The sequence below is a fragment of the Kitasatospora sp. NPDC093806 genome, from assembly GCF_040683335.1.
Classification (GTDB): Bacteria; Actinomycetota; Actinomycetes; order Streptomycetales; family Streptomycetaceae; genus Kitasatospora.
Genome location: NZ_JBFBDO010000005.1, coordinates 142,027 through 167,009, shown reverse-complemented (window position 1 = coordinate 167,009; position 24,983 = coordinate 142,027). Strand labels below are relative to the sequence as shown.

General features: G+C 75.0%; 17 protein-coding genes. 5 read left to right on the top strand and 12 right to left on the bottom strand.

Annotated features, from left to right (window positions below; genetic code table 11):
- Positions 1–10: 10 nt before the first annotated feature.
- From sucD to AB0N76_RS05965, 5 genes are all read right to left on the bottom strand, one after another.
- Positions 11–895 (bottom strand): succinate--CoA ligase subunit alpha, encoded by an 885-nt coding sequence (gene sucD / locus AB0N76_RS05985; RefSeq protein ID WP_030393363.1) that lies wholly within the window; start codon positions 893–895, stop codon positions 11–13.
- A 19-nt stretch (positions 896–914) separates the two neighbouring features.
- On the bottom strand, positions 915–2,087 hold the full coding sequence (gene sucC / locus AB0N76_RS05980) for an ADP-forming succinate--CoA ligase subunit beta (protein ID WP_363553575.1): 1,173 nt from the start codon (positions 2,085–2,087) through the stop codon (positions 915–917).
- 386 nt (positions 2,088–2,473) lie between these two features.
- The gene (locus AB0N76_RS05975) at positions 2,474–3,661 is read right to left on the bottom strand and encodes a VWA domain-containing protein (RefSeq protein WP_363553573.1); all 1,188 of its coding nucleotides are present in this window, start codon (positions 3,659–3,661) and stop codon (positions 2,474–2,476) included.
- 42 nt (positions 3,662–3,703) lie between these two features.
- Positions 3,704–6,466, bottom strand: a complete 2,763-nt coding sequence (locus AB0N76_RS05970; RefSeq protein WP_363553571.1) for a DUF5682 family protein — start codon at positions 6,464–6,466, stop codon at positions 3,704–3,706.
- Positions 6,467–6,506: 40 nt separating this feature from the next.
- On the bottom strand, positions 6,507–7,637 hold the full coding sequence (locus tag AB0N76_RS05965) for an AAA family ATPase (protein WP_363553569.1): 1,131 nt from the start codon (positions 7,635–7,637) through the stop codon (positions 6,507–6,509).
- A gap of 180 nt (positions 7,638–7,817) precedes the next feature.
- Here AB0N76_RS05965 and AB0N76_RS05960 point away from each other — a divergent pair, with 180 nt between their 5' ends.
- Together AB0N76_RS05960 and AB0N76_RS05955 are read left to right on the top strand one after the other, a co-directional pair.
- Positions 7,818–9,128, top strand: coding sequence for an SWIM zinc finger family protein (locus tag AB0N76_RS05960; protein ID WP_363553567.1), 1,311 nt, complete (start codon positions 7,818–7,820; stop codon positions 9,126–9,128).
- 28 nt (positions 9,129–9,156) lie between these two features.
- Positions 9,157–10,776 (top strand): DUF5691 domain-containing protein, encoded by a 1,620-nt coding sequence (locus AB0N76_RS05955; protein ID WP_363553565.1) that lies wholly within the window; start codon positions 9,157–9,159, stop codon positions 10,774–10,776.
- Positions 10,777–10,873: 97 nt separating this feature from the next.
- Here the strand turns inward: AB0N76_RS05955 and AB0N76_RS05950 are convergent, their stop codons facing one another.
- Positions 10,874–11,281, bottom strand: coding sequence for a cobalamin B12-binding domain-containing protein (locus AB0N76_RS05950; RefSeq protein ID WP_363553563.1), 408 nt, complete (start codon positions 11,279–11,281; stop codon positions 10,874–10,876).
- 304 nt (positions 11,282–11,585) lie between these two features.
- Between AB0N76_RS05950 and AB0N76_RS05945 the strand changes: the two genes are divergently transcribed.
- Positions 11,586–12,419 (top strand): M23 family metallopeptidase, encoded by an 834-nt coding sequence (locus AB0N76_RS05945; RefSeq protein WP_363553561.1) that lies wholly within the window; start codon positions 11,586–11,588, stop codon positions 12,417–12,419.
- 19 nt (positions 12,420–12,438) lie between these two features.
- Here the strand turns inward: AB0N76_RS05945 and pcrA are convergent, their stop codons facing one another.
- The 3 genes from pcrA to AB0N76_RS05930 form a co-directional block, all read right to left on the bottom strand.
- A complete protein-coding gene (gene pcrA / locus AB0N76_RS05940) occupies positions 12,439–15,081 on the bottom strand; it encodes a DNA helicase PcrA (protein ID WP_363553559.1) in 2,643 nt (880 codons plus the stop codon).
- Between the two features lie 96 nt (positions 15,082–15,177).
- Positions 15,178–15,855 (bottom strand): response regulator transcription factor, encoded by a 678-nt coding sequence (locus AB0N76_RS05935; protein WP_363553557.1) that lies wholly within the window; start codon positions 15,853–15,855, stop codon positions 15,178–15,180.
- On the bottom strand, positions 15,848–17,224 hold the full coding sequence (locus AB0N76_RS05930) for a PspC domain-containing protein (protein ID WP_363553601.1): 1,377 nt from the start codon (positions 17,222–17,224) through the stop codon (positions 15,848–15,850). Before AB0N76_RS05930 ends, AB0N76_RS05935 begins: the two co-directional genes overlap by 8 nt.
- A gap of 237 nt (positions 17,225–17,461) precedes the next feature.
- On the opposite strand from AB0N76_RS05930, the gene AB0N76_RS05925 reads away from it, so the two are divergent.
- Both AB0N76_RS05925 and AB0N76_RS05920 read left to right on the top strand, forming a co-directional pair.
- A complete protein-coding gene (locus AB0N76_RS05925) occupies positions 17,462–19,012 on the top strand; it encodes a PspC domain-containing protein (RefSeq protein ID WP_363553555.1) in 1,551 nt (516 codons plus the stop codon).
- On the top strand, positions 19,009–19,221 hold the full coding sequence (locus AB0N76_RS05920; protein WP_363553553.1) for a hypothetical protein: 213 nt from the start codon (positions 19,009–19,011) through the stop codon (positions 19,219–19,221). The genes AB0N76_RS05925 and AB0N76_RS05920 overlap by 4 nt, the downstream gene beginning before the upstream one ends.
- 13 nt (positions 19,222–19,234) lie before the next feature.
- Here AB0N76_RS05920 and AB0N76_RS05915 read toward each other — a convergent pair whose 3' ends face one another.
- From AB0N76_RS05915 to AB0N76_RS05905, 3 genes are all read right to left on the bottom strand, one after another.
- Positions 19,235–20,299, bottom strand: a complete 1,065-nt coding sequence (locus AB0N76_RS05915; protein WP_363553551.1) for a Rieske (2Fe-2S) protein — start codon at positions 20,297–20,299, stop codon at positions 19,235–19,237.
- A gap of 304 nt (positions 20,300–20,603) precedes the next feature.
- The gene (gene guaA / locus AB0N76_RS05910) at positions 20,604–22,199 is read right to left on the bottom strand and encodes a glutamine-hydrolyzing GMP synthase (RefSeq protein WP_363553549.1); all 1,596 of its coding nucleotides are present in this window, start codon (positions 22,197–22,199) and stop codon (positions 20,604–20,606) included.
- A gap of 927 nt (positions 22,200–23,126) precedes the next feature.
- Positions 23,127–24,890: a hypothetical protein gene (locus tag AB0N76_RS05905; protein ID WP_363553547.1), complete on the bottom strand. Its 1,764-nt coding sequence runs from the start codon at positions 24,888–24,890 to the stop codon at positions 23,127–23,129.
- Positions 24,891–24,983: the final 93 nt, after the last annotated feature.

The following is a 24,983-nucleotide window of genomic DNA, read 5'->3' as shown; positions in this document are numbered from 1 at the left end:
CCGCGGGGCGTCAGCCCTTGAACAGCTCGCGGGCCAGGCGGGCGGTCTCGGACGGCGTCTTGCCGACCTTGACACCGGCGGCCTCAAGGGCCTCCTTCTTCGCCTGGGCGGTGCCGGACGAGCCGGAGACGATGGCGCCGGCGTGGCCCATGGTCTTGCCCTCGGGGGCGGTGAAGCCCGCGACGTAGCCGACGACCGGCTTGGTGACGTGCTCGGCGATGTAGGCCGCGGCACGCTCCTCGGCGTCGCCACCGATCTCACCGATCATGACGATGAGCTCGGTCTCCGGGTCCTCCTGGAACGCCTTGAGGGCGTCGATGTGGGTGGTGCCGATGACCGGGTCACCGCCGATGCCCACGGCCGAGGAGAAGCCGATGTCGCGCAGCTCGTACATGAGCTGGTAGGTCAGGGTGCCCGACTTCGAGACCAGGCCGATCTTGCCGGCCTTGGTGATGTCGGCCGGGATGATGCCGGCGTTCGACTGTCCGGGGCTGATCAGACCGGGGCAGTTCGGGCCGATGATCCGGGTCTTGTTGCCCTTGGAACCGGCGTAGGCCCAGAACGCGGCGGTGTCGTGCACCGGGACGCCCTCGGTGATGACGACGGCCAGGCCGATCTCGGCGTCGATGGCCTCGACGACGGCGTCCTTGGTGAACTTCGGCGGCACGAAGATGACGGTGACGTCGGCACCGGTCTTCTCGATGGCCTCGGCGACGGTGCCGAAGACGGGCACCTCGGTGCCGTCGACGTCAACGGTGGTGCCGGCCTTGCGCGGGTTGACACCGCCGACGATCTGGGTGCCGGAGGCGAGCATGCGGCGGGTGTGCTTCATGCCCTCGGAGCCGGTCATGCCCTGGACGATGACCTTGCTGTCCTTGGTAAGGAAGATAGCCATGGTGTGAAAGTCCCCTTCCTTACTTGTTGGCCAGCTCGGCGGCGCGGTCGGCCGCACCGTCCATGGTGTCCACGCGCTGGACCAGCGGGTGGTTCGCGTCGTCCAGGATCTTGCGACCCAGCTCCGCGTTGTTGCCGTCGAGGCGGACGACGAGCGGCTTGGTGACGGCCTCGCCCTTCGACTCGAGCAGGGCCAGGGCCTGGACGATGCCGTTGGCGACCGCGTCGCACGCGGTGATGCCGCCGAAGACGTTGACGAAGACCGACTTGACGTCGGGGTCGCCGAGGATGATCTCCAGGCCGTTGGCCATGACCTCGGCGGAGGCGCCGCCACCGATGTCGAGGAAGTTGGCGGGCTTCACGTTGCCGTGCTGCTCACCGGCGTACGCGACCACGTCGAGGGTGCTCATGACGAGACCCGCGCCGTTGCCGATGATGCCGACCTCGCCGTCGAGCTTGACGTAGTTGAGGCCCTTGGCCTTGGCCGCGGCCTCCAGCGGGTTCGCGGCGGCCTTGTCCTCGAGCGCCTCGTGCTCCGGCTGGCGGAACTCGGCGTTCTCGTCCAGGGAGACCTTGCCGTCGAGCGCGATGATCTTGCCGTCGCCGGACTTGATCAGCGGGTTGACCTCGACGAGGAGGGCGTCCTCCTTGATGAAGACGGTCCACAGCTTCTGCAGGACCTCGGCGACCTGGTCGGCGACCTCGGCCGGGAACTTCGCCGCGGCGACGATCTCGGCGGCCTTCTCCGGGGTGCAGCCCTCGTTGGCGTCGACCGGGATCTTGGCGAGCGCCTCGGGGTTCTGCTCGGCGACGACCTCGATCTCCACGCCGCCCTCGACGCTGGCCATGGCCAGGAAGGTGCGGTTGGTGCGGTCCAGCAGGAACGAGACGTAGTACTCGTCCTTGATGTCCGCGGTCTGGGCCAGCATCACCTTGTGGACCGTGTGGCCCTTGATGTCCATGCCGAGGATCTGCCCGGCCTTGGCGACGGCGTCGGCCGGGTCGGCGGCGAGCTTCACGCCACCGGCCTTGCCTCGGCCACCCACCTTCACCTGAGCCTTGACGACGGCGCGGCCGCCGAAGCGCTCCGCGATGGCGGCAGCGTCTGCGGCGGTCTCGATGACATCACCGTCAAGCACGGGAACACCGTGCTTGGCGAAGAGGTCCCTCGCCTGGTACTCGAACAGGTCCACGTGTTTGTCCTTGTTCGTGGTCGCGGATTGTGTCTCTACGAGCGTGCCACGGCAGGATCTTCGCTGCGGGTCGTCGGGGCGGTGCGGGTACGCAGAGGTACGGCCTTGCGGCCCACACAGCCACGGGCGCACACGTCAATTCACACGCGCGTCACGTCCGTCTGGCAGGTTATCCCCGCCGGACGGGCGTGTTTCGCCCGGGACCGGCCCGTCTTTGGTGAGAACCGTCACAGAAAGCCTACGGGCGTGCGCCGGGCGCCCTGACCGGCGGGTCCGTTCGCCCGCGCCCCGGGTTCCGCCTTCCGAGTGAGCCCGGCGTGCGCCGCTTTGACACCTTTGTTCACACTCCGCGTTCCGCGAGCGCCGTTCCCGCGTTCCGCCTCGCCTCACACCCCCTGGTCCGGGACCGGGATCGGGCGCTTCTCGATCGCCGCCGCCATGATCTCCGGGAAGACGTCGGGGGTGCAGGCGAAGGCCGGGGCACCGAGCGCGGCCAGCGCGGCGGCGTGCGCGTGGTCGTAGGCGGGCGCCCCCTCGTCGGAGAGCGCCAGCAGGGCGATGAACTGGACGCCGGCCGCCTTCATCGCGGCGACCCGCTTGAGCATCTCGTCCCGGATGCCGCCCTCGTAGAGGTCGCTGATCAGCACCACGATCGTCTCGGCCGGTCGGGTGATCCGGGACTGGCAGTAGGCGAGCGCCCGGTTGATGTCGGTGCCGCCGCCGAGCTGGGTCGCGAACAGCACGTCGACCGGGTCGGTCAGCTGCTCGGTGAGGTCCACCACCGAGGTGTCGAAGACGACCAGCCGGGTGTCCAGGCTCTTCATCGAGGCCAGCACGGCGCCGAACACCGCCGAGTGCACCACGGACGGGGCCATCGAGCCGGACTGGTCGATGCAGAGGATGACGTCCTTCTTCACCGCGCGCTGCGCCCGGGCGTAGCCGACCAGCCGCTCGGGGACGACGGTGCCGTGATCGGGCAGGTAGTTCTTCAGGTTGGCGCGGATGGTGCGGTCCCAGTCGATGTCGCGGTGGCGCGGACGGTTGACCCGGGCGCTGCGGTCGAGCGCGCCGCCCAGGGTGGCCCGGGTGCGGTCGGCGAGCCGGCGCTCCAGCTCGGCGACCACCTTGCCGACCACCGCGCGGGCGGTCTCCCGGGTGGTCTCGGGCAGGGCGTGCTTGAGCGAGAGCAGGGTGCCGACCAGGTGGACGTCCGGTTCGACGGCCTCCAGCATCTCCGGTTCGAGCAGCAGTTGCTCCAGCCCGAGCCGGGTGATGGCGTCCTGCTGCATCAGCTGGACGACGGTGGCCGGGAAGTACTCCCGGATGTCGCCCAGCCAGCGGGCCACCTGCGGGGCCGAGCCGCCCAGGCCGGCCGCGCGGCGCCCGGAGCGCGGCTGCCCGGACCGGCCCTCGCCGGCGGCGCCCCGGTAGAGGGCGGCGAGCGCGCCGTCGATCGCGGCGTCCCGGCTGTGGAGGGTGCGGCCGGTGCCGTCCGCCTCGCCGCCGAGGACCAGGCGCCAGCGGCGCAGCCGCTCGTCGGCGGCGAGGGAGACGGGCTCGGTGGTGACGGCCATCGGGGCTCCTCTGGGTGCGGTCGGTGTCAGCGGGAAGGGGGATCAGGTGTCGCGGCCGTCGGCCTGCCGGGGGATCCGCGGCCGGTCCCCGGCGGGCTCGGGCCGGTCCGGTCGGTCCGGCAGCCCGAGCAGCAGGGCGACCACCGGCAGTGCGGCGGCGGCCCGGGCGGCGTCCAACTCGGCGTCTTGGTCGGCCGGTTCGTCCCGCCCGCCTAGCGGACCGGCCGCGACCCGGCTGCCGACGGTGCCGCGCACCCCGGCCTCCAGGGTGGCGAAGGTCCGCCGGAGCAGCGGCAGCACATCGGTGAAGACCTCCGCCGGGACGGCGGTCAGCCAGTCGTCGAGCAGGCCCAGCAGCCGGGGGTCGTGCAGCAGCAGGGCACCGCCGCCGGTCAGGAAGCCCTCGATCCAGCCGGCCGCGTCCGCCGGGCTGTTGGCGGCGGACAGGACCAGGCCGAGCCGGCGGCCGGCCTCCGCCGAGTCGAGCCGGCCGTCGTCCAGCAGCAGCCGGACGGCGCGCCCGCGCAGCAGTCCGGGGACACCGGTGGCCGGCCCACCGGCCGGCTCCCGCCGGGCGAGCGCCCGCAGCGTGCCCGCCCACCGCTCCGCGAGCCCACCGGCCGGGTCGAGGGCGGTGGCCGGGGCCGGGTCGGGGACGGCGGCCGGGTCAGGGGCGGTGGCCGGGTCAGGGGCGGTGGCGTTGCCAGGTCCACCGGCCGTGCCGGATCCGTCGGCAGAGTCGGATTCACCAACTGAGCCGGGTACGGCAACCAGGTCGGATCCACCGGCCGCGCCAGGTCCGGCGACCGAGCCGGATCCACCATGCGAGCCGGGCCCGCCGACCTGGTCGGAGCCGGCAGCCGTGCCAGGTCCGTCGGCCAGGCCGAGTCCGCCGGCCGAGCCGGGTCCGCCGGCGATGCCCGATCCACCAGGCGAGCCGGACCCGTCGACAGAGTCGGACCCGTCGACCGAGCCGGGCCCGCCCGCCGGGGCCAGGAGGCCGATCGCGCCGTGGACCTCGTCGAGGTGGGCGCGCATCAGGGCGGCGCCGGCCGGGTCCAGGCCGGTGCAGGCGGGCGGCAGGCCGACGCAGATCCGGTCGGCGAGTCCGCCGGCGACCTCGTCGAGCGCGCCGTGGTCGGTGCCCCGGACGTCGCCGTAGCGCAGCGCGCGGACCAGTGCGGGCAGCGCGCCGGCCAGGTGGGCGACGTCGGTGTCCAGGGCGGCGCGGTCGGCGAGCACCCGCATCACCGCGGGCAGCGCCTCGCCCAGCCCGGCCACCAGGCAGGTCTCCACCAGACCGGTGAGCTCGGCGAGTTCGACCGCCGCGTGCGCCGTGCCGACCGCCTTGCCGACGGCGGCCCGTTCGACCGTGGTGCCCCACTGGGCGGCCTCGGCGATCCGGACCGCGAACTCGGGCTGCCAGCAGAGCCGCCAGCTCTCCCGGAAGGTCCCGGTGGAGGTGACGGCGGAGCGGGCCGGCACGCCCCAGTCGACGCCGAGCAGGCGCAGCCGGTGCAGCAGCCGGGAACGGGCCGCGTCGGTGTCCTTGCGCAGGTCGAGGTCGAGGTCGCGCGGCGCGGGGTCGGGCTTGAGCCGCAGGGTGCGCTGCAGCCGGGCGAGGTCGCGCTGGAGCGGGACGGCGGGCGCGCCCTCGGGCACCTCGCCGAGCGCGTCGCCGATCACCAGCCGGTCCCGGACCAGGGCGAGCGGGACGTCCGAGCCGTCGCACAGCACCGAGCGGACGGCGTCCAGCGTCTCGGTGAGCCCGGCGAGCGGGCGGCCGCGCAGCACGGCGAGGGTGCGGGCCAGCCGGACGGCCTCGATGACGTGCGCGGAGGAGACCGGGTGGTCCTCGGCGCGGAGCAGTTCGGCGGCCCGGGTGAGCCAGCCGGGCAGCGGGTCGCCCTCGGTCCGGTACAGGTGGTGGTACCAGCCCGGGGAGACGATCCCGGCGCCGTAGCCGCTGAGCTGGGCGAGCCGGCGGTGCGTCCAGGGCACCCAGGTGATCTCGGTCCGCACCTTCTTCGGCAGGCCGGCGAGCAACGCCCGGTCGTGGGCGACGGTGGTCGTGGCGGCCAGCGCGGGGACGTGGAAGGCCCCGCAGACGACGGCGATCCGCCGGTGGCCGGCCCGGCGGGCGGCGCGGATCTGCTGGCGCATGTAGACCTCGCGCCGTTCGTCGTGCAGGCTCGCGCCGCCGTCCTCGCGCAGCGCGGTCATCGCCTCGGCGACGGCCGCGAAGGGCGCGAGCGGGTCCTCGCCGCCCACCGGGCGGCGGTGCTCGACGACGTCCTCCCACCAGCGTTCCGGGTCGTCGTGGCCGGCCGCCGCGGCGAGCCGGGCGATCGGGTCGCGCGGCAGCTCGGCGTCCGCGTCCTCCTCGTCGAGCCCCTCCGCAGTGTCCGTGGCGTCCGTGGCGTCCGCGAAGGCGTAGCCGGCCGGCAGGTCGATGAAGCGGAGCGGGACGCCGAGTTCGCCGGCGTAGCGGATCGCCACCCACTCGGGCGAGAACTCGGCGTACGGCCAGAACGCGGCCCGGGCCGGGTCGTCGGCCGCGTGGGCCAGCAGGGCGACCGGCGGCACCATGTCCTTCCCGGCGGCCAGCCCGAGGATCGGGTCGGCCTCCGGCGGGCCCTCGACCAGCACCGCGTCCGGTCGCAGCCGCTCCAGGGCGGCGGCCACCGCGCGGGCCGAGCCCGGACCGTGGTGCCGTACGCCCAGCAGCGTCACCTCCGCGCTCGTCGCCACGCCCGCCCCCACGCTCGTCCCCCCGCTCGTCCCCGTGCTCGTCGCTGCGCTCATCGCGTCCTCCCTCCGGTGTGTCGTGGTGTGTCGTGCGGGTTCAGCGGGCGTTCTCACGGGCGGCGCGGTAGAAGTCCTTCCAGCCGTCGCGCTCGCGGACCACGCCCTCGACGTACTCGCGCCAGACCACCTGGTCGGCGGCCGGGTCGCGGACCACCGCGCCGATCACGCCGGCCGCGACGTCGCCGGCCCGGAGCACGCCGTCGCCGAAGTGCGCGGCGAGCGCGAGGCCGTTGGTGACCACCGAGATCGCCTCGGCGGTGGAGAGGGTGCCGCTGGGGGTCTTCACCTTGGTCCGGCCGTCGGCGGTGACGCCGGCCCGCAGCTCCCGGAAGACGGTCACCACGCGCCTGATCTCCTCGGCGCCGCCCGGCAGTTCGGGCAGCCGCAGGGAGCGGCCGAGCTGTTCGACCCGGCGGGTGACGATCTCGACCTCCTCCTCCAGTGAGCCGGGCAGCGGGAGCACGACGGTGTTGAAGCGCCGGCGCAGGGCGCTGGACAGCTCGTTCACGCCCCGGTCGCGGTCGTTGGCGGTGGCGATGAGGTTGAAGCCGCGGACGGCCTGGGTCTCGGTGCCCAGCTCCGGGATGGGCAGGGTCTTCTCGGACAGGATGGTGATCAGACTGTCCTGGACGTCCGCCGGGATGCGGGTCAGCTCCTCGACCCGGGCGATCCGGCCGTCCGCCATCGCCCGCATCAGCGGCGAGGGGACCAGCGCCTCCCGGCTCGGCCCGTTGGTGAGCAGCTGCGCGTAGTTCCAGCCGTACCGGACGGCCTCCTCCGGGGTGCCGGCGGTGCCCTGCACCAGCAGCGTGGAGTCGCCGCTGATCGCCGCGGCGAGGTGCTCGGACACCCAGGTCTTCGCGGTGCCCGGCACGCCGAGCAGCAGCAGCGCCCGGTCGGTGGCCAGCGTGGTGACCGCGACCTCCACCACCCGGCGCGGGCCGATGTACTTGGGGGTGATCACGGTGCCGTCGGGCAGCTCGCCGCCCAGCAGGTAGGTGGCAACGGCCCACGGGGACAGCCGCCAGCGCTCCGGGCGCGGGCGCTCGTCCTGGGCGGCCAGCGCGGCCAGTTCGGCGGCGAACGCGTCCTCGGCGTGCTGCCGCAGGACGTCCGCCGCGGCGTCCGTCGCGGCGTCCGTGGTGGGGTCGGTCGTGAGGTCGGTCATCGGGGCTCCTTCGGGTCGGCCGCCGGGCGCACGGGTGCCCCGGCGGCGGGGTGACGGGAAAGGGGAGCCAGGTCGGCGTCCCGGCCTGCGACAACCACCCTGCACCGGACCACTGACAATCCTGACCGGACCTCAGTTCGGTCCGTCCGACTGTCAGTCCCCCCGCCTACGGTCGTGGGCATGGAGGAACGCTGGAGCACCGAACACGTCCTGTCCCTGGCGCCCGACGCCGCCTCGCGCAAGGCCGCGGGCAAGCTCTCCACGCCCGCGCCCTGGTCGGACACCGGCACCGACGGCGGCGCGGTCTGGGGCGCCTGCAAGGGCAGCGGCAGCACGCCGTACCGCACGGTCGTCGAGCTCGCCACGCCCGCCTACCAGTGCAGCTGCCCGAGCCGGAAGTTCCCGTGCAAGCACGCGCTCGGGCTCCTCCTGCTCTGGAGCGGCTCCCCCGACGCCGTGCCCGAGGCCGCCGAGCCCGCCGAGTGGGCCGCCGAGTGGCTGAAGGGCCGCCAGGAGCGGTCCGAGCAGCGGGCCGTGAAGGCCGAGGCCCCGGTCGATCCGGCCGCCGCCCGGCGCCGGGCCGAGAAGCGCTCCGCCCGGGTCGCGGCCGGCGCCGCCGAGCTGCGGCTGCGGCTGGCCGACCGGGTCCGGCACGGCCTCGCCGACCAGTCCACCGCCGGCCCCTGGGAGGAGGTCGCGGCGCGCATGGTCGACGCCCAGGCCCCCGGCCTGGCCACCCGGGTCCGCGAGCTCGACGCGCTGCCGCAGCACGGGCTGCTGGAGGAGTACGCGCTGCTCCACCTGCTCGCCACCGCCGCGACCCGGGTCGACGAGCTGCCCGCGCCGCTCGCCGCGACCGTCCGGGCCCGGGTCGGCTACACCACCGACACCGCCGAGCTGCTGGCCGGCCCGACGGTCCGGGACCGCTGGCAGGTGCTCGGCAGCCGGGACACGGCCGACGACCGGCTGACCACCCGCCGGCTCTGGCTGCGCGGCGCCAAGACCGGCCGGCCCGCCCTGCTGCTCGCCTTCGGCCGCCCCGGCCAGGCCCCCGAACTCGCCCTGCCCACCGGCCAGGTGGTCGAGGCCGAGCTGGCCTTCCACCCCGGCGCCCGCCCGCTGCGGGCCGTCCTCGGCACCCGCTACGGCGCCCCCGAGGCCGGGCCGGACGGCCCGCCGCCCGGTCTGGGCGTCGCCGAGGCGGTCGCCGGCTACGGCACCGCGCTGGCCGACGACCCGTGGCTGGACGCCTGGCCGACCGTGCTCACCGACGTCGTCCCGGTCCTCGCCCCCGAGGGCTGGCAGCTCACCGACGGCCGGCACACCGTCCCGGTGCGCCGCGCCGCCGTCCCCGAGGCCGCGCTCTGGCGGCTCGCCGCCGTCTCCACCGGCCGCCCGCTCACCGTCTTCGGCGAGCACGGCCACCAAGGCTTCGCCCCGGTCACCGCCTGGGGCGCGGACGGCCGCCCGATCGGCCTCACCACGCCCTGACCTGTCCCCGAACGGAGGAGGAGGCCCCGTGCCCGACCCCTGGGAGTCCCTGCACACCACCGCGCTGCTCGGCACCGACCGCCGTCCGCTCCCGGCGCCCGACCCGGCCGTCCCGTACGACGCCGCCGTGGACCGCACCGACCCGGCCACCGCGCTGCTCGAACTCGCCGCCCTGGCGACGGTCCGCCGCCGGGCCGGCGCGCTGCCCGTCCCGGCTGGCGGGCCGCCCGCCGCACCGGCCGCCGAGGACCCGCGCCCCGAACTGCCCGCCGCGGCCGCCCGCCGGCTCTCCCTGCTGCTCTCCTCCCGGGGCGGCGGCAGCGCCGTCCTCGCCAACCTGGGCGAGCTGCTCCCGCAGTGGCTGGCCACCGCCCGCGACCGCGGCTACCGGCCGCCCGCCGCCACCGTCCCGGCGCTGCTGGACGCCGCCCGGGCGCGCAGCGAACTGCGTCCGGACGCGGTGGCGCTGGCCGGGCCGCTCGGCCGCTGGCTCGCCGAGCGCAACCCGGACTGGCGGTTCGTCCAGCGTGCCGCCCCGCAGCCCGCGCCCGCCCCGCGGCCCACCCCCGAGCCCGCGTCCGCACCCGCACCGGGTCCGGACGCCGCCTCGGCCGGCGACGACCGGCTCTGGCACGAGGGCCTGTTCGCCGAACGGGTCACCCACCTCACCCTGCTGCGCCGCCGCGACCCGGCGGCCGGCCTCGCGCTGCTGCGCGGCACCTGGCCGACCGAGCGCGCCGAGGACCGGCTGCTGTTCCTGGACGCCCTCCAGGAGGGCCTCTCCCCCGCCGACGAACCGTTCCTGGAGGCCGCGCTCGGCGACCGCAGCAAGAACGTCCGGGCCACCGCCGCCGAACTGCTCTCCGCCCTGCCCGGCTCCGCCCTGGCCGCCCGGATGGCCGAGCGCGCCCGCACCGCCGTCCGCCTCTCCGAGCACGGCACCCACCTGCTGGTCACCCCGCCCACCGCGTGCGACGCGGCCATGCAGCGCGACGGCATCCCGCCCAAGTCCCCGACCGGGCGCGGCGAACGGGCCTGGTGGTTCGGCGAGCTGATCGCCGCCGCCCCGCTCGCCCTCTGGTCCGGGCACACCGGTCTGACGCCCGAACGGCTGCTCGCCCTGCGGGTCGGCGACGCCATCGACGAGACCAGCAGCACGTGGGCCGACGACCTGCGCGAGGCCTGGGCCCGGGCCGCCGTCCGGCAGCAGGACGCCGACTGGGCGCGCGCCCTGCTCGGCCCGCCGCCGGTCCCCGGCCCGGGGCGGACGGCCCGCCCCACCGGCGCCCCCGCCAAACTGCTCGCGGTACTGCCGCCCGCCGAACGGGCCGCCTGGACGGCCGCGTTCATCGAGGCGCACGGCCTGGGCGACGCCTTCCAGCTGCTCGGCGCCTGCGCCACCCCGTGGACGCCGCCGCTCTCCACCGCCGTGGTCACCGCGCTGGCCCGGGCCGCCGCCTCCGGCGCCTACCCGTGGAGCCACAGCGGGGTGCTCGGCATGACCGAGCGGGCGCTCTCCCCGGAGGCGGCCACCGCCGTGGAGGAGCTGGCCGCCGAGGCCGCGCCCGCCACGGCCTGGGGCGAGACCTTCGCCCGGCTGGCAGGCACCCTGCGCTTCCGGGAGGCGATGCTCGCCGAACTGGCCTGAGCCCGGACGCACAGGGGGCCCGGACACGCCAAGGCCCCGGGCACGCGAAGGGGCCGGTGCCGGACGCGTGTCCGGTACCGGCCCCGAGGGCGTGACGTCAGCCCGCGGCCCGCAGGTTGGCCGCGACCCAGGCGACCACGTCGCTGGTCGGCGTGCCCGGGGTGAAGATGTCGGCGACGCCCATCGCCTTCAGCTCGACGATGTCCTCGTCCGGGATGATCCCGCCGCAGAACACCTTGATGTCCGCCGCGTCGCGCTCGTTCAGCAGCTCGATCACCCGCGCGCAGAGCGTCATGTGCGCCCCGGACAGGATCGACAGGCCGATGCCGTCCGCGTCCTCCTGGATCGCGGTGTCGACCACCTGTTCCGGCGTCTGGTGCAGGCCGGTGTAGATGACCTCCATGCCGGCGTCGCGCAGGGCGCGCGCGATGACCTTGGCGCCGCGGTCGTGGCCGTCCAGCCCCGGCTTGGCGACCACCACGCGGATCGGTCCTGACACACCCATCACTGCCTCCCGGACCTCGTCGTCCATTCCCCACCGGACCTTGTGGGCACGGGCGAGGTTAACGAGCAATAACCAATCTGATGGGGAGGGTAGCGTCACCCGCCGCGGTTGGCGTTGCCGCCCCTCAAGACGAGGGGAAAATCACAGGCGCCCACCCACCCGGCACTCTCCTACCCCGCAACCGCACGCCCCCAGCCCCTTGACATACGGACTTTTGTCCGGATGTCCGGCTTCCGGCTACAGTCTCGGTCGTTTACCCCTCGCCCGACGACGCGCCCGAGGCCCACCGAGGAGGCAGCCCGCGATGGCTCCCGAAGCAGCCGCTCGCCCGACCCGTGCGGAACTGCGCGTCGCCGCCCGCGAGCAGTCCCGCGCACAGCGCCGCGACGCCGCCAAGGCCGCCACCCGGACGGCCCTGCTGCGGGTCGCGCTGCCCTCGGTCGCCGCCCTCGGGGTCGCCGCCGCGGCCGCCGTCACCGTCCAGGGCGAGGCCGACCAGCAGCGCGCCCAGGCCGCCGGCCGGCTTCCCGAGCAGGCCACCGCCGCCGCCTCCGGCGACAACGCGACCTACCCGTCGGAGCAGGCCGCGAAGGCCGCCGCCCAGCAGGCGCTCGCCACCGGCAACGCCGCCCAGGCCTCCCGCGGCGACGCCCGCCAGCCGCTCTCCGGCGCCCAGCCCGCGGCCGACGGCGCCGCCCCGGCGACCGGCACCGACCAGGCCCCGCCGCCCGCGGCCCGCCCCGCGGTCTCGCTGCCGGTGTCCCAGCACGGCCTCGGCGAGGTGTTCGGCGCGGCCGGCACCCACTGGGCCAAGCGGCACACCGGCATCGACTTCCCGGTGGACGGCGGCACCGAGGTCATGGCCGTCACCGACGGCACCATCCGCACGCAGTGGAACCCGTCGTACGGCTACATGTCGATACTCAAGATGGCCGACGGCACCGAGGCCTGGTACTGCCACCTGCGCTCGTACAAGATCCGCAAGGGCACGGTGAAGGCCGGCGACGTGATCGCCTTCGTCGGCAGCAGCGGCAACAGCACCGGCCCGCACCTGCACTTCGAGATCCGCCCGGCGGACGGCGGCGCCCCCGTCGACCCGCTGCCCTGGTTCCTCGCCCAGGGCGTCGACCCGCGGTAGCCGCCGCCGTTCCGCAGGCCTACAACTTCTCCACCGGCGCGTAGCGCAGCAGCAGCTGCTTGCGCCCCTCCGTGCCGAAGTCCACGGTGGCCTGCGCCTTGTCGCCGACCCCGGTGGTGGCCACCACGGTGCCCAGCCCGAAGGTGTCGTGGGTGACTCGGTCGCCGACCGCCAGCGCCACCGCCTCGCGCTCGACCGCCGCGCCGCCCGGGCGCCGCGCCGACTGCCCCCAGCCCGCCTTCGGCGAGGACGCCGTCGAGGCCGAACCGCGCGAGGAACCGCCGCGCGAGCCGCGCGAGGAGCCGCCCCAGGACGAGCCCGAGGACCCCGATGCCCCGGAGGAGAAGCCGCGCGAGGCCGGCGCCGCCACCCCGCCCGTGCGCTTCCACTCCACCAGCGGCTCCGGGATCTCCTCCAGGAACCGCGAGGCCGGGTTGTACGACGGCTGCCCCCAGGCGCTGCGCAGCACCGACCTGGTCAGGTAGAGCCGCTGCCGCGCCCTGGTCAGGCCGACGTAGGCGAGCCGCCGCTCCTCCTCCAGCTCCTTGACCTGGTTGAGCGCCCGCATGTGCGGGAAGATGCCGTCCTCCATGCCGGTCAGGAAGACCACCGGGAACTCCAGGCCCTTGGCCGTGTGCAGGGTCATCATCGTGATGACGCCCCGGCCGTCCTCGTCCTCGTCCGGGATCTGGTCGGAGTCGGCGACCAGCGCGACCCGCTCCAGGAAGTCGGCCAGCGAGCCGACCGGCGGCGCGCCGTCCTCCCCGGCGTCCGGACGCTCGCCCGGGTCCTGCTCGTACTCCAGGGCGACCGAGGCCAGCTCCTGGAGGTTCTCCACCCGGGTCTCGTCCTGCGGGTCGGTGGAGGCCTGCAGCTCGGCCAGGTAGCCGGTCTCCTCCAGCACCGCCTCCAGCACGGCCGCCGGACCGGCGCCGGACTCGACCACCTGGCGCAGCCCGGCCAGCAGCGCGTTGAACTTGCGCACCGCGTTCGCCGAGCGCGCGGCCAGCCCGTACGCCTCGTCGACCCGCACCAGCGCCTGGGCGAAGGAGATCCGCTCGCGCGCGGCCAGCGCGTCGATCATCGCCTCGGCGCGGTCGCCGATGCCGCGCTTGGGCACGTTGAGGATCCGGCGCAGCGGCACGGTGTCCTCCGGGTTGGACAGCACCCGCAGGTAGGCGAGGACGTCCTTGACCTCCTTGCGCTCGTAGAAGCGCACCCCGCCGACCACCTTGTACGGCAGGCCGACCCGGATGAACACCTCCTCGAAGACGCGGGACTGGGCGTTGGTCCGGTAGAAGATCGCCACGTCGCCGGGCTTGGCGGCGCCCGCGTCGGTGAGCCGGTCGATCTCGTCGGCGATGAACTGGGCCTCGCCGTGCTCGTCGTCCGCGACGTAGCCGACGACCTTCTCGCCGTCCTCGCCGGCCGTCCAGAGCTTCTTCTCGCGCCGGTTGGCGTTGCGCTCGATGACGGCGTTGGCCGCGCTCAGGATGGTCTGGGTGGAGCGGTAGTTCTGCTCCAGCAGGATCGTGGTGGCGTTCGGGTAGTCCTCCTCGAACTGGAGGATGTTGCGGATCGTCGCGCCGCGGAAGGCGTAGATCGACTGGTCCGCGTCACCGACCACGCACAGCTCGGCGGGCGGCACCTCGGCGAGCCGGCCGGCCGCCGGGTTCACGTAGTCGCCGTCGGCGGTGCGCTTGGGGGCGTCGGCCGCCGCGCCGCCGCTCAGCTCGCGGACCAGCATGTACTGGGCGTGGTTGGTGTCCTGGTACTCGTCGACCAGGATGTGCCGGAACCGCCGCCGGTAGTGCTCCGCGACGTCGGGGAAGGCCTGGAGCAGGTTCACCGTCGTCATGATGATGTCGTCGAAGTCGAGGGCGTTGGCCTCGCGCAGCCGCCGCTGGTAGAGGAAGTACGCCTCGGCGAGCTTCTTCTCCATCGGGTTGGCGGCCTGGTCGGCGTAGGTCTCCTCGTCGATCAGCTCGTTCTTGAGGTTGCTGATCTTCGCGGTGAAGGACTTCGGCGGGAACTGCTTCGGGTCGAGGTCGAGGTCCCGGCAGACCAGCGCCATCAGCCGCTGCGAGTCGGCCGCGTCGTAGATCGAGAACGACGAGGTGAAGCCGAGCAGCTTGGACTCGCGGCGCAGGATCCGCACGCAGGCGCTGTGGAAGGTGGAGACCCACATCGCCCGGGCGCGCGGGCCGACCAGCTGCTCGACGCGCTCGCGCATCTCGCCGGCCGCCTTGTTGGTGAAGGTGATCGCCAGGATCTCGCCCGGCTGCACCCCGCGGGCGCCCAGCAGGTGGGCGATCCGGTGGGTGAGCACCCGGGTCTTGCCGGAGCCGGCGCCGGCCACGATCAGCAGCGGCGAGCCGGCGTGCACGACGGCCTCGCGCTGCGGGTCGTTCATGCCCTCCAGCAGCGCGGCCGGGTCGATCACCGGACGGGCGGCGCCGTTGCGGTACCAGGAGTCGCGCTCGGCCTCGGCGGCATGGTCGGTGTGGAACAGCCCCTCCGGGATCGCCTCCTCGTAGGCGTCGTACGGGGCTTCGTCCTCGTACGGCGGCGGCTCCTCGTCGAGGGGCGGCGCGGGCTGCTTCGACCCGGCGGCGGGGGCCTCGAAACCGGGGAGCGGGAGGTCGTCAAAGAGGCTATTCATGGCACTCCGAGTCTATGGCCACCCACCGACAAGCCCGCCCGGTCCCGACGGACCGGACGGGCCTCGACAGCGGACGGGCCTCGACAGCGGACGGGCTCAGACCAGCCGGCGCGCGGTGGCCCACCGGGTCAGCTCGTGCCGGTTGCTGAGCTGGAGCTTGCGCAGCACCGCCGAGACGTGGCTCTCCACCGTCTTCACCGAGATGAACAGCTGCTTGGCGATCTCCTTGTACGCGTAGCCGCGGGCGATCAGCCGCAGCACCTCGCGCTCGCGCTGGGTCAGCCGGTCGAGGTCCTCGTCCACCGGCGGGGTGTCGGTGGCGGCGAAGGCGTCCAGCACGAAGCCGGCCAGCCGGGGCGAGAAGACGGCGTCGCCGTCGCCGATCCGGAAGATCGCGTCGACCAGGTCGGTCCCGGTGATCGTCTTGGTGACGTAGCCGCGCGCGCCGCCGCGGATCACGCCGATCACGTCCTCCGCCGCGTCCGACACGGACAGCGCCAGGAACTTCACGCCCCCCTGCTCGCCCATCAGCCCGGCCGAGCGGCGCAGCACCTCGACCCCGCCGCCGCCGGGCAGGTGGACGTCGAGCAGCACCACGTCGGGGCGCGTCTCGGCGACCACCCGGACCGCCGACTCCACGTCGTCGGCCTCCCCCACCACGTCGATGCCGGTCGTCTCGGTGCGCCCGATCTCGGCCCGGACCCCGGTCCGGAACATCCGGTGGTCGTCGACCAGCACGACCCGAGCGGTGCGGTCCGGCGCTGCCTCAGTCATTCGTTCTCTCCATCTCCAGCTCGACCTCGGTGCCGCCGTCCGGCGCGGGCCGCACCCGTGCGGTGCCGCCGTTGCGCTTCATCCGGCCGAGGATCGACTCCCGTACGCCCATCCGGTCCTCCGGCACCGTGTCCGGGTCGAAGCCCGGTCCGTGGTCGCGGACGAACACCATCACGGTCCTCCCCTCGACCTCGGCGTAGACCTGGACCGGTCCCCCGCCACCGTACTTGGCCGCGTTGACGGTCGCCTCCCTCGCGGCCTGCATCTGGGCCGCGATCCGCTCGTCCATCGGGCAGTCGCCGACGATGACCACCTCGACCGGGACGCCGTGCCGGTCCTCGACCTCGGCGACCACCGCGCGCAGGCTCTCCGCCATGGTGTCCGGCGCCGCCTCGGCCACCGCCTCCGGACGGTAGAGCCAGAGCCGCAGTTCGCGCTCCTGGGCGCGGGCGAGCCGCAGCACCTCCTTCGGGTCCTCGGCCCGACGCTGGATCAGGGTCAGCGTGTGCAGCACCGAGTCGTGCACGTGCGCGGCGATCTCGGCCCGTTCCTGGGCCCGGATGCGGGCGGTGCGCTCGGCCCCGAGGTCCTGCCACATCCGCAGCGCGTACGGGCCGACCAGCACCAGCACGCCGGCCAGCACCGCGAGCGAGGCCTCGATCACCGAGGCGATGGTGGAGCCGCTGCCCTGGGTGGCGAGGAAGGCGATGGTGCCCGCCACCACCAGCAGCACGCCCGCGCCGACCCGGGTGTACGCGCCGCGCCGCTTCTCGCCCTCCTCCAGGCCGAACCAGCGCTGCCAGCGGGAGTCGTCGGCCTGCCGCCAGACCAGCGCCACGCCGACGCCGATCGCCAGCAGCGGCCAGGTGTACGGCTTGGCGGTCTGCACGTTCAGCGCGTTGAGCAGCGCGATCACGCCGATCACCAGCGTCACCAGGGCGGCCAGCTGCCCCAGCCCGCCCTGCCGCGGCCCGCCCGGACCGGCGTCGGCCGCGGCCCCGTCGGCCGCTCCGGCCGCCGCCCCGGCGGGCTCGCCCCGGAGGGCGTGCTGCAGCACCTCGCGCAGCCGGCCGATCCAGCCGCCGCGCCGGGCGCCGCCCTTGCTCAGCTCCCCCGAACCGCCCTGCCAGGAGCCGACCGGGACGAACGCGCCGTTCACGTACACCCAGTGCGCCCCGCCGCGCCGGGCCGGCTCGCCGATGCCGATCGGCACCACGAACCAGAACGCCGCGTACAGCAGCGCGCCGATGCCCTGCGCGAAGAACAGCAGCACGAAGGCGATCCGCACCCAGCTGACGGGCAGTCCGAGGTGCACCGCGAGCCCGTGCGCGACCCCGCCGAGCATCCGTCCCTGCGGGCTGCGGTACAGCCGGCGGTACGGCGGCCGCTCACCGTCGGGCGCGGACGGGTCGACGCCCCCGGGCGGCGCGGGCTCGGGGGCGAGGGGACGGGAGTCGGAACCGGGTGCAGCCACGGCACCGATGGTTCCACGCGGGCGCGTCCACCCGCATCAGGGTGCATCCCTGACCCTTCTCAGGGACAAGTCAGGGTCCGGACAGGGGCAGCACCGGTTGGGCCGGGGAGCGACACCCACCAGGATGGTGCCATGACCCGAGACCACCGCACCGAGGAGTCCCATGAGGCCGGGCCGAGCGCCCCGCCCGCGCCGGACCGGCCCCCGCTGACCCGGGCCGAGCACCACCGCGTGGTGGCCGGCGTCTGCGGCGGCCTCGGCCGGCACCTGGACATCGACCCGGTGGTGTTCCGCGTCGTCACGGTCGTGCTCTGCCTCTCCGGCGGCCTCGGCCTCTTCCTGTACGGCCTCGCCTGGCTGATCGTGCCGACCGAGGCCGGCCCGGACGGCGCCGGCGGCCGCTCCGGGCGCACCGAGCTGCAGCGGGTGCTGACCGGCCGGGTGGACGGCCAGTCGATCGGCGCGGTGCTGCTGACCGTGATCGGCACCGGCGTCTTCTTCTCCCAGATGGGCGACGGCGACCAGATGTTCCCGTTGCTGCTGCTCGCCGGGCTGGTCTTCCTGGCCGTCCGGTACGACCCGGAGCGCCGGCGCGGCCGGATCCGCGGCCGCCGCCGGCACCGGCACGGCCACGGGCATGGCCACGGGCATGGCCACGGCGGCCCGTACGACCGCTGGTTCCCGGAGGCCGACCCGGCCGCCGGCGACCCCACCGGAGACCCGGCCGGCCACCCGACCGTCCGGGAGTGGGCGGACTCGGTCCGGGCCAACGCGCACGCCGCCGCAGCCCGTGCCCGGCACGCCCGGGAGCGCGCCGCCGGCACCGTCCCCGCCGACACCCCGCACGCCGGCCCGACCGGCTACCTGTGGGACCCGCGCCACCCCGAGCGCAACCCGTACGGCGCCGCCACCCCGCCACCGCCGCCACCGCCCCCGGGCGCGACCCCGGCCTACGGCACCGCGGCCCAGCCGTGGTGGCAGCGGCCCGACCTCCCGCAGGGCGACCCGCTGCGCAAGGACGGCCCCCCGGCCCCGCCGGCCCCGCCGCGCCCGCGCGTCGTGGTGCACCGGCGCGAGCGCTCCCCGCTCGGCCTGATCGGCCTGCTGCTGGCGGTGGGCGCGGCCAGCGCCCTCTGGTCGGCCTCGGCCGGCGGCGGCTCGACCGTCCGGACCGGCGCCGTGCTGGCCACCGCGCTGCTGGTGATCGGACTGACCCTGCTGGTCGGCGCCAAGTTCGGCCGGGCCCGCCGGCTGGTGGTGCCGGGCCTGCTGCTCACCGTGGCGCTGACCGCGGTCGGCCCGTCCTCGATCTCCGCGCAGAACCTGGCCGGCGAACGCTCCTGGACGGTCCCCAGCGCCGCCGAACTCCAGCCCACGTACAGCCTGGGCTTCGGCGAGCTGAACCTGGACCTCAGCGCGCTCGACCCGGCCGGCGGGACGCTGGCCACCACGGTCGAGCTCGGCGCCGGCGACCTGACGGTGTGGGTGCCGGCGGGCGTCACCGTCGAACTGCGGACCGAGGTCGGCCTGGCCGAGATCCGGGTGCCGGGCCGCGACGGCTACGACGACGGACCGGGGAAGTTCGACTACCGGGTGCTCCCGACGAACGGGCAGGCATCCAAGGGCACGCTCGACCTCTCGCTGAAGGTCGGGCTCGGCGACGTCAAGGTGGTCCAGAAGTGAGGAAGCACCAGCTCGACCTGTTCTCGCTGATCGCGGGAGGGCTGTTCACCGTGATCGCGGTGCTCTACCTGGTGGCGGCGGTGAACGACGTCTCGGTGAACGGCCGGATCGTCATCCCGGTCACCTTCATCGTGCTGGGCCTGGGCGGCCTGGCCGGGGCGGTGGCGGCGGCGGTCCGCCGCTCCCGGCCGGACGCCGAGCAGGAGTAGCGCCGGGGGGCGCTCAGCTCTCCAGCGGCCCGAGGTGCAGCTTGTCGCCCTCCTTGGTGACCCGGTACTTCGGCAGCGGCTTGGTCGCCGGGCCGTTGAGCACCGCGCCGGTCGCCGCGTCGAACCGGGAGCCGTGGCAGGGGCAGTACAGCTGGCCGTTCTTCGGCGCGTCGACCGCGCAGCCGGAGTGCGTGCAGACCGAGGAGAACGCGCAGTACTGGCCCGCCTTCGGCTGCACCAGGTAGACCGCGTCACCGCTGGCCGGGTCCTTGACCTGGGCCGAACCGCCGAGCGGGACGGTCGCGGCGTCCACCGTGACGGCCGCCGCGGCGGGCGCGGGGGCGGCGGCCTGCTTCGGCTTCGCGGACGGCTTCTCCCGCCCGAAGGTGGCGGTCAGCGAACCGGTGAGCAGCCCGGCGCCGCCCATCGCGACGGCCGCGATGCCGCCGTCCATCAGGGCCCGGCGCCGGACGTGGTCCTCGCTCAGGCCGCGCCCGCGGTCCCGGCCGGCCCGGCGGGCGAGGTAGCCGTCCACCGAGAGGTACGGGGTGCCGGCCAGCACCAGCGGGGTCCAGGCCAGCAGGTAGGCGAGGTCGTTGCCGAGGTAGTACGGGGAGACGTTCCAGCTGACGGTGAGCCAGAGGCTGAGGCTGAGCGCCGCCCCGCCGGCGGCCGCGAGCCGGCCCCAGAGGCCGAGCAGCACGCCGAGGCCGACCGCCAGCTCGCCGAAGGCGATCAGCAGCGCGAACGGGGTGGGGTGGTGCAGGGCCGGGCCGAGCAGGGAGGCGACCGGGCTGCCGCCGCCTTCGACCGCCCGGGTCTGCGAGACGAAGGAGGCCGGGTCGGTGCCGCCGGCCAGGTAGTGGGCGTCGGAGAGCTTGTCGAGCGCGGCGTAGCAGAAGGTGACGCCGAGGAAGAGCCGCAGCGGGAGCAGGGCGAGCCGGGCGCCGGCCGCCTTCCACGCGGTGAGCCGGCCGGGTCTGCCGGCCGGGGCTCCCGGCGCCGGTCCGGCCGTGCCGTCGTCGATGGTCGCGGCCGCGCCCGGACCGGCCGCCACGGAGCTGCTGACCTCCGTCATTCCCCACACCTTCCCTCACCGGCCCGCCACCGCCTGACAGGTCCGGACGCATTCTGCCCGCTTGTGCGCGCTTTCGGTGGGAGGGCCCACCCGGCGCACAGGGATCCGCCCCGAGCCAAAGGGCGCGCCGGTGCCGAAAGGGAGAAGTGACAAGCGACGAAGGAGCGCCGGAGCGCCGACCGTCGGCATCGGGTCGGAGCGCCCGGAGGCGAGCGGGCGAATAACAGTCGTGCCGTCGTCCCCGTGGTACGGGGGCGACGGCGCGGCCGTTCAGAACCGGTTCAGGACCGGCGGGCGGGAGGTCTTACTCCCACTCGATGGTGCCCGGCGGCTTGCTGGTGCAGTCCAGCACCACGCGGTTGACGTCGCGGACCTCGTTGGTGATCCGGGTCGAGATCTTCGCCAGCACCTCGTACGGCAGGCGCGACCAGTCGGCGGTCATCGCGTCCTCGGAGGAGACCGGACGCAGCACGATCGGGTGACCGTAGGTGCGGCCGTCGCCCTGGACGCCGACGCTGCGGACGTCCGCGAGCAGGACCACCGGGCACTGCCAGATCTCGCGGTCCAGGCCGGCCAGGGTCAGCTCCTCGCGGGCGATCGCGTCCGCCTCGCGGAGCAGGTCCAGCCGCTCCTCGGTGACCTCGCCGACGATCCGGATGCCCAGGCCCGGGCCCGGGAACGGCTGGCGCTGGACGATCTCCTCCGGCAGGCCGAGCTCCTGGCCGACCATCCGGACCTCGTCCTTGAACAGCTTGCGCAGCGGCTCGACCAGCGCGAACTGCAGGTCCTCGGGCAGGCCGCCGACGTTGTGGTGGGACTTGATGTTGGCGGTGCCGGTGCCGCCGCCGGACTCCACCACGTCCGGGTACAGGGTGCCCTGGACCAGGAAGTCGACCGACTCGCCGTGCTCGCCGGCCTCGGCGACGATCTCCGCCTGCGCCTGCTCGAAGACCCGGATGAACTCCCGGCCGATGATCTTGCGCTTCTCCTCCGGGTCGCTGACGCCCTTCAGCGCGGTGAGGAAGCGCTCCTTGGCGTCGACGACCTTCAGCTGCACGCCGGTGGCGGCGACGAAGTCCTTCTCGACCTGCTCGGTCTCGCCCTTGCGCATCAGACCGTGGTCGACGTACACGCAGGTGAGCTTCTCGCCGATGGCCTTGTTGACCAGGGCGGCCGCGACCGCCGAGTCGACGCCGCCGGAGAGGCCGCAGATGGCGCGCTTGTCGCCGACCTGGGCGCGGATCAGCGCGACCTGCTCCTCGACCACGTTGCCGGTGGTCCAGGTCGGGGCGATGCCGGCGCCGCGGTAGAGGAAGTGCTCCAGGATCTGCTGGCCGTGGTCGGAGTGCAGGACCTCGGGGTGGTACTGGACGCCGTAGAGGCGGGCCTCGTCGTTCTCGAAGGCCGCGACCGGCACCACGTCGGTGGAGGCGGTGACGGTGAAGCCCTCGGGCGCGGCGGAGCAGGCGTCGCCGTGCGACATCCACACCGAGTGCTGCGCCGGGACGCCCTCGAACAGGGTCGAGCCGGTGCGGGAGACGGTCAGCGGGGTCCGGCCGTACTCACGGGCGCCGCTGTTGTCGACGGTGCCGCCCAGCGTCTTGGCCATCAGCTGGAAGCCGTAGCACATGCCGAAGACCGGCACGCCGGCCTCGAAGATCGCGCGGTCGAGCTGCGGCGCGCCCTGCTCGTACACCGACGAGGGACCACCGGACAGGATGATCGCCTTCGGGTTCTTGGCGAGCATCTCGGCGACCGGCATGCTGCTCGGCACGATCTCGCTGTAGACCCGGGCCTCACGCACCCGGCGGGCGATGAGCTGGGCGTACTGGGCACCGAAGTCGACCACCAGGACGGTGTCGGTCTCAGGTACGGACTGGACGGGAGTAGCAGAGGACACAGACGGCCTTCCGGCAGCGGTACGAAAGGTGCCGCACGCGGCGCGTCCAACGGAGGGTTCGCTGCGGGCGACAGGCGGGGGTCTGCCATCGAGTCTACCGGGCTGGCCGGTTTCACTCGTCTGCCCGCCCCGCCGGCCGTGACCGCGCCGGTGGCCGGTTCGTTGCTCCGGGCGGACCGTACGACCGCGCCGCGCCCGCCAGGCGTGTCGCTCCGCCCCGGCCAGGGGCACCGCCGTACGGCACTGCAGGACCACGCGTGGAGCTCATCACCAGTCCACCGGCGCGCGTGGCGCCGTCGCGGAACCCGGCCCGGCCGGGAGCGACGCGCCGTGGGACCGTGCGCGGGTGCTGCGGCCGGCCAGCAGGGGACAGCGACCCCGGCCGCGACTGGACCAAGGAGGTGGGGCGGTCGGCCGCCGGGGACGCCCGGGGCCGGCCGCCACACCCGGCGCGATCCCGGCGCACTTTGTCCACCGTCCCGCGCCGCTACGCGCGTCCCCGTGCGCTCCGGCCCGTTTTCACTACACACCGTGATCATCGACGCCGCCTCCCGGCTGCCCGCGCGGCACCCGCCGGGGCGGTCCCGGGCCCCTGGCGGCCACCGCCCCGGCCGGAAACGCCCTGTACCGAATCACGCCGAATCGGTTGCAGAGCAAGCCCTCCGTCCAGCACGATGCTGAGTGGAAGCAGTTCTCCCGGTGGCCGACGGGCCGCCCGCGGAGGGCCTCCCCGATGCCGTCGAGAGCTTGGTGGCAACGGTTATCACCTCACGCTCCGTGAGCGAAGGTCAGACAGCCAACCGACCCGACGGCACTCCTCCCCCGGTGCCGTCACCCCAGCACCGGCGCAGCCCTGACGCCGCGTGCTGAACGACAAAGGGCCCCGTTCCCCCGCGGGGCCCTTTGCCCTGTCCCGGTCCTCGCGCCCTACTCGCGACGGCTCCAGACGCTCGGGTCGACCGGGTCGGCGGCGTCCGTGCGCCGCGCCTCACCGGAGCCGACCACGTCGGCGACCGGGCCCACCTCGCCGACCTCGCCGACCTGGCTGACCTCGTTCACCCCGGCCTCCGACCAGCCCCCGTCCGGGGCCCGGTCCGGGGCCCGGTCCGGGTCCGGGGGCGGCTCGGGCAGCGTCCCCGGCCGGCGGTCGCGGGCCGCCAGCAGCGGCGGGAGCGCCAGCGCGCCGACCGCCGCCCAGACCGCGTTGGCGACCAGCGCGCTCCACGGCGCCAGCGAGACCGCCTCCTCGGACAGGCTGTGCCGGGTGCTGCTGAGGTAGGACAGGGCCGCGTCCGAGGACGTCAGCGCCCCGGCGACGGTCATCAGCAGGGTGAGCCCGGCCGCGTACACCGCCGCCAGCCGGAGCCGGTCCGCGGCGTCCAGCCGCCGCCGGTACGCCGTCCAGCCGAGCACCGCGGCGGCGGTCAGCGCGAGCAGCCCGGCCCAGCGCCAGTCGGCGCTCTGGCCGTGCAGGTCGAAGAACGAGAACTCGTCGACGTCGCGGGAGATGCCGTACGGGCCGCCCACCCCGGGCGAGGTCCCGCTGCTCGACCGGAGGGTCGCCCCGGAGCCCAGTCCGAGCAGCGCCAGGCCGATGTTGGGCAGGAAGGCCAGCGCGACCGCGGTCAGGTCGCCCTCGTCGTGGACCGCGACCACCACGAATCCGGCCACCGCCGCCACGCCGATCGACAGCGCCAGCGCCCGGCCCGCCGCCAGCCCGGCCACCGCCCAGCCGCGCACCGCGCGGTTGCGCCAGGCCGCCCAGCGCAGCGCGTCCGTGCCGTACACGGCGAAGGCGAGCAGCCCGGCGAGCAGCGCCGTCCAGCCGACCGCCTCCGGCCAGCCGGCCGCGGACCCGTACGCGGCCCGGCGGAACGCCCCGGTCGCGGGCCCGTCGTCGAGGTCGAGGCCGCCGCCGGGCCCCGCGTGCCAGTCCGCGCCGGCGACCAGGCCGAGCAGCAGGGTGACGGCGGCCGCGACCACGGCGGTGCGGGCGGCCTCGGCGGCCGCCTGCTTGCGGGTCTGCTGCTCGCCGGTGCGGTCCTGCCGGCGGCGCGCCCCGACCCGCAGGCCGCGCCAGAGCGCGAGCAGCCAGAGCGCGGTGACCGTCATCGGCACCGCCCGGAGCGTCGTCTCGTAGCTGCCCGCCGAGTCGAAGGGGCCGCCGCCGTTGCTGAACGAGTTCCGGAACGGCGCGCCGAGGGCGGCCAGCACCAGCGCCAGCGCGGTGCCGAACCGGGTGCCGTAGGAGGGCGCCTCCAGGGCGAAGAGGTAGGGGTAGCGCTCCGGGATCGCGGCGATCAGCGCGGCCAGCAGCAGGACGGCGGTCGGGGCGACCAGCGCGCGCATGGCCGGGCGCCAGTCCGCGCCGGTCAGCCAGGCGAACGCGGCGGAGCGGTCGGCGGCCGGGTCGTACGGCTTGCCGGCGCCCCAGCCACCGGCCGGCGGGGTGACGTCGTACGGGTCGGCGGCGGTCGCGGCCGGCCCGGGCGGCGGGGACAACGGCGGTGGCGGAGCGGACGGCGCGGACGGCGGCAGCACCGGCGGCGGCAGCACCGGCGGAGCGGACGGCCGTGGTGGCGGCAGTGGCCGCGGCGGCAGCACCGGTGGCGGCACCAGCGGCCGCCCGCAGGAGGCGCAGGCGAGCGCCTCCGCCGCCGAAGCCGCGCCGCAGGATGCGCAGATGGCCATGGACCGCGTCCCCCCGTTCGAACCAGCGATCCCCTGGTCCCCCCAGGGAGCCCTTTTCTCCCACCGGGCACGGACGGCTGTCAACCGCTCACG

Excerpts from the sequence above, each read along its gene's own strand:
- AB0N76_RS05950 (WP_363553563.1), bottom strand. The coding sequence starts at position 11,281 with ATGGGTGTGTCAGGACCGATCCGCGTGGTGGTCGCCAAGCCGGGGCTG.
- AB0N76_RS05975 (WP_363553573.1), bottom strand. The coding sequence starts at position 3,661 with ATGGCCGTCACCACCGAGCCCGTCTCCCTCGCCGCCGACGAGCGGCTG.
- pcrA (WP_363553559.1), bottom strand. The coding sequence starts at position 15,081 with ATGAATAGCCTCTTTGACGACCTCCCGCTCCCCGGTTTCGAGGCCCCC.
- AB0N76_RS05925 (WP_363553555.1), top strand. The coding sequence starts at position 17,462 with ATGACCCGAGACCACCGCACCGAGGAGTCCCATGAGGCCGGGCCGAGC.
- AB0N76_RS05960 (WP_363553567.1), top strand. The coding sequence starts at position 7,818 with ATGGAGGAACGCTGGAGCACCGAACACGTCCTGTCCCTGGCGCCCGAC.
- AB0N76_RS05935 (WP_363553557.1), bottom strand. The coding sequence starts at position 15,855 with ATGACTGAGGCAGCGCCGGACCGCACCGCTCGGGTCGTGCTGGTCGAC.
- AB0N76_RS05970 (WP_363553571.1), bottom strand. The coding sequence starts at position 6,466 with ATGAGCGCAGCGACGAGCACGGGGACGAGCGGGGGGACGAGCGTGGGG.
- AB0N76_RS05965 (WP_363553569.1), bottom strand. The coding sequence starts at position 7,637 with ATGACCGACCTCACGACCGACCCCACCACGGACGCCGCGACGGACGCC.
- AB0N76_RS05905 (WP_363553547.1), bottom strand. The coding sequence starts at position 24,890 with ATGGCCATCTGCGCATCCTGCGGCGCGGCTTCGGCGGCGGAGGCGCTC.
- sucD (WP_030393363.1), bottom strand. The coding sequence starts at position 895 with ATGGCTATCTTCCTTACCAAGGACAGCAAGGTCATCGTCCAGGGCATG.
- AB0N76_RS05915 (WP_363553551.1), bottom strand. The coding sequence starts at position 20,299 with ATGACGGAGGTCAGCAGCTCCGTGGCGGCCGGTCCGGGCGCGGCCGCG.
- AB0N76_RS05945 (WP_363553561.1), top strand. The coding sequence starts at position 11,586 with ATGGCTCCCGAAGCAGCCGCTCGCCCGACCCGTGCGGAACTGCGCGTC.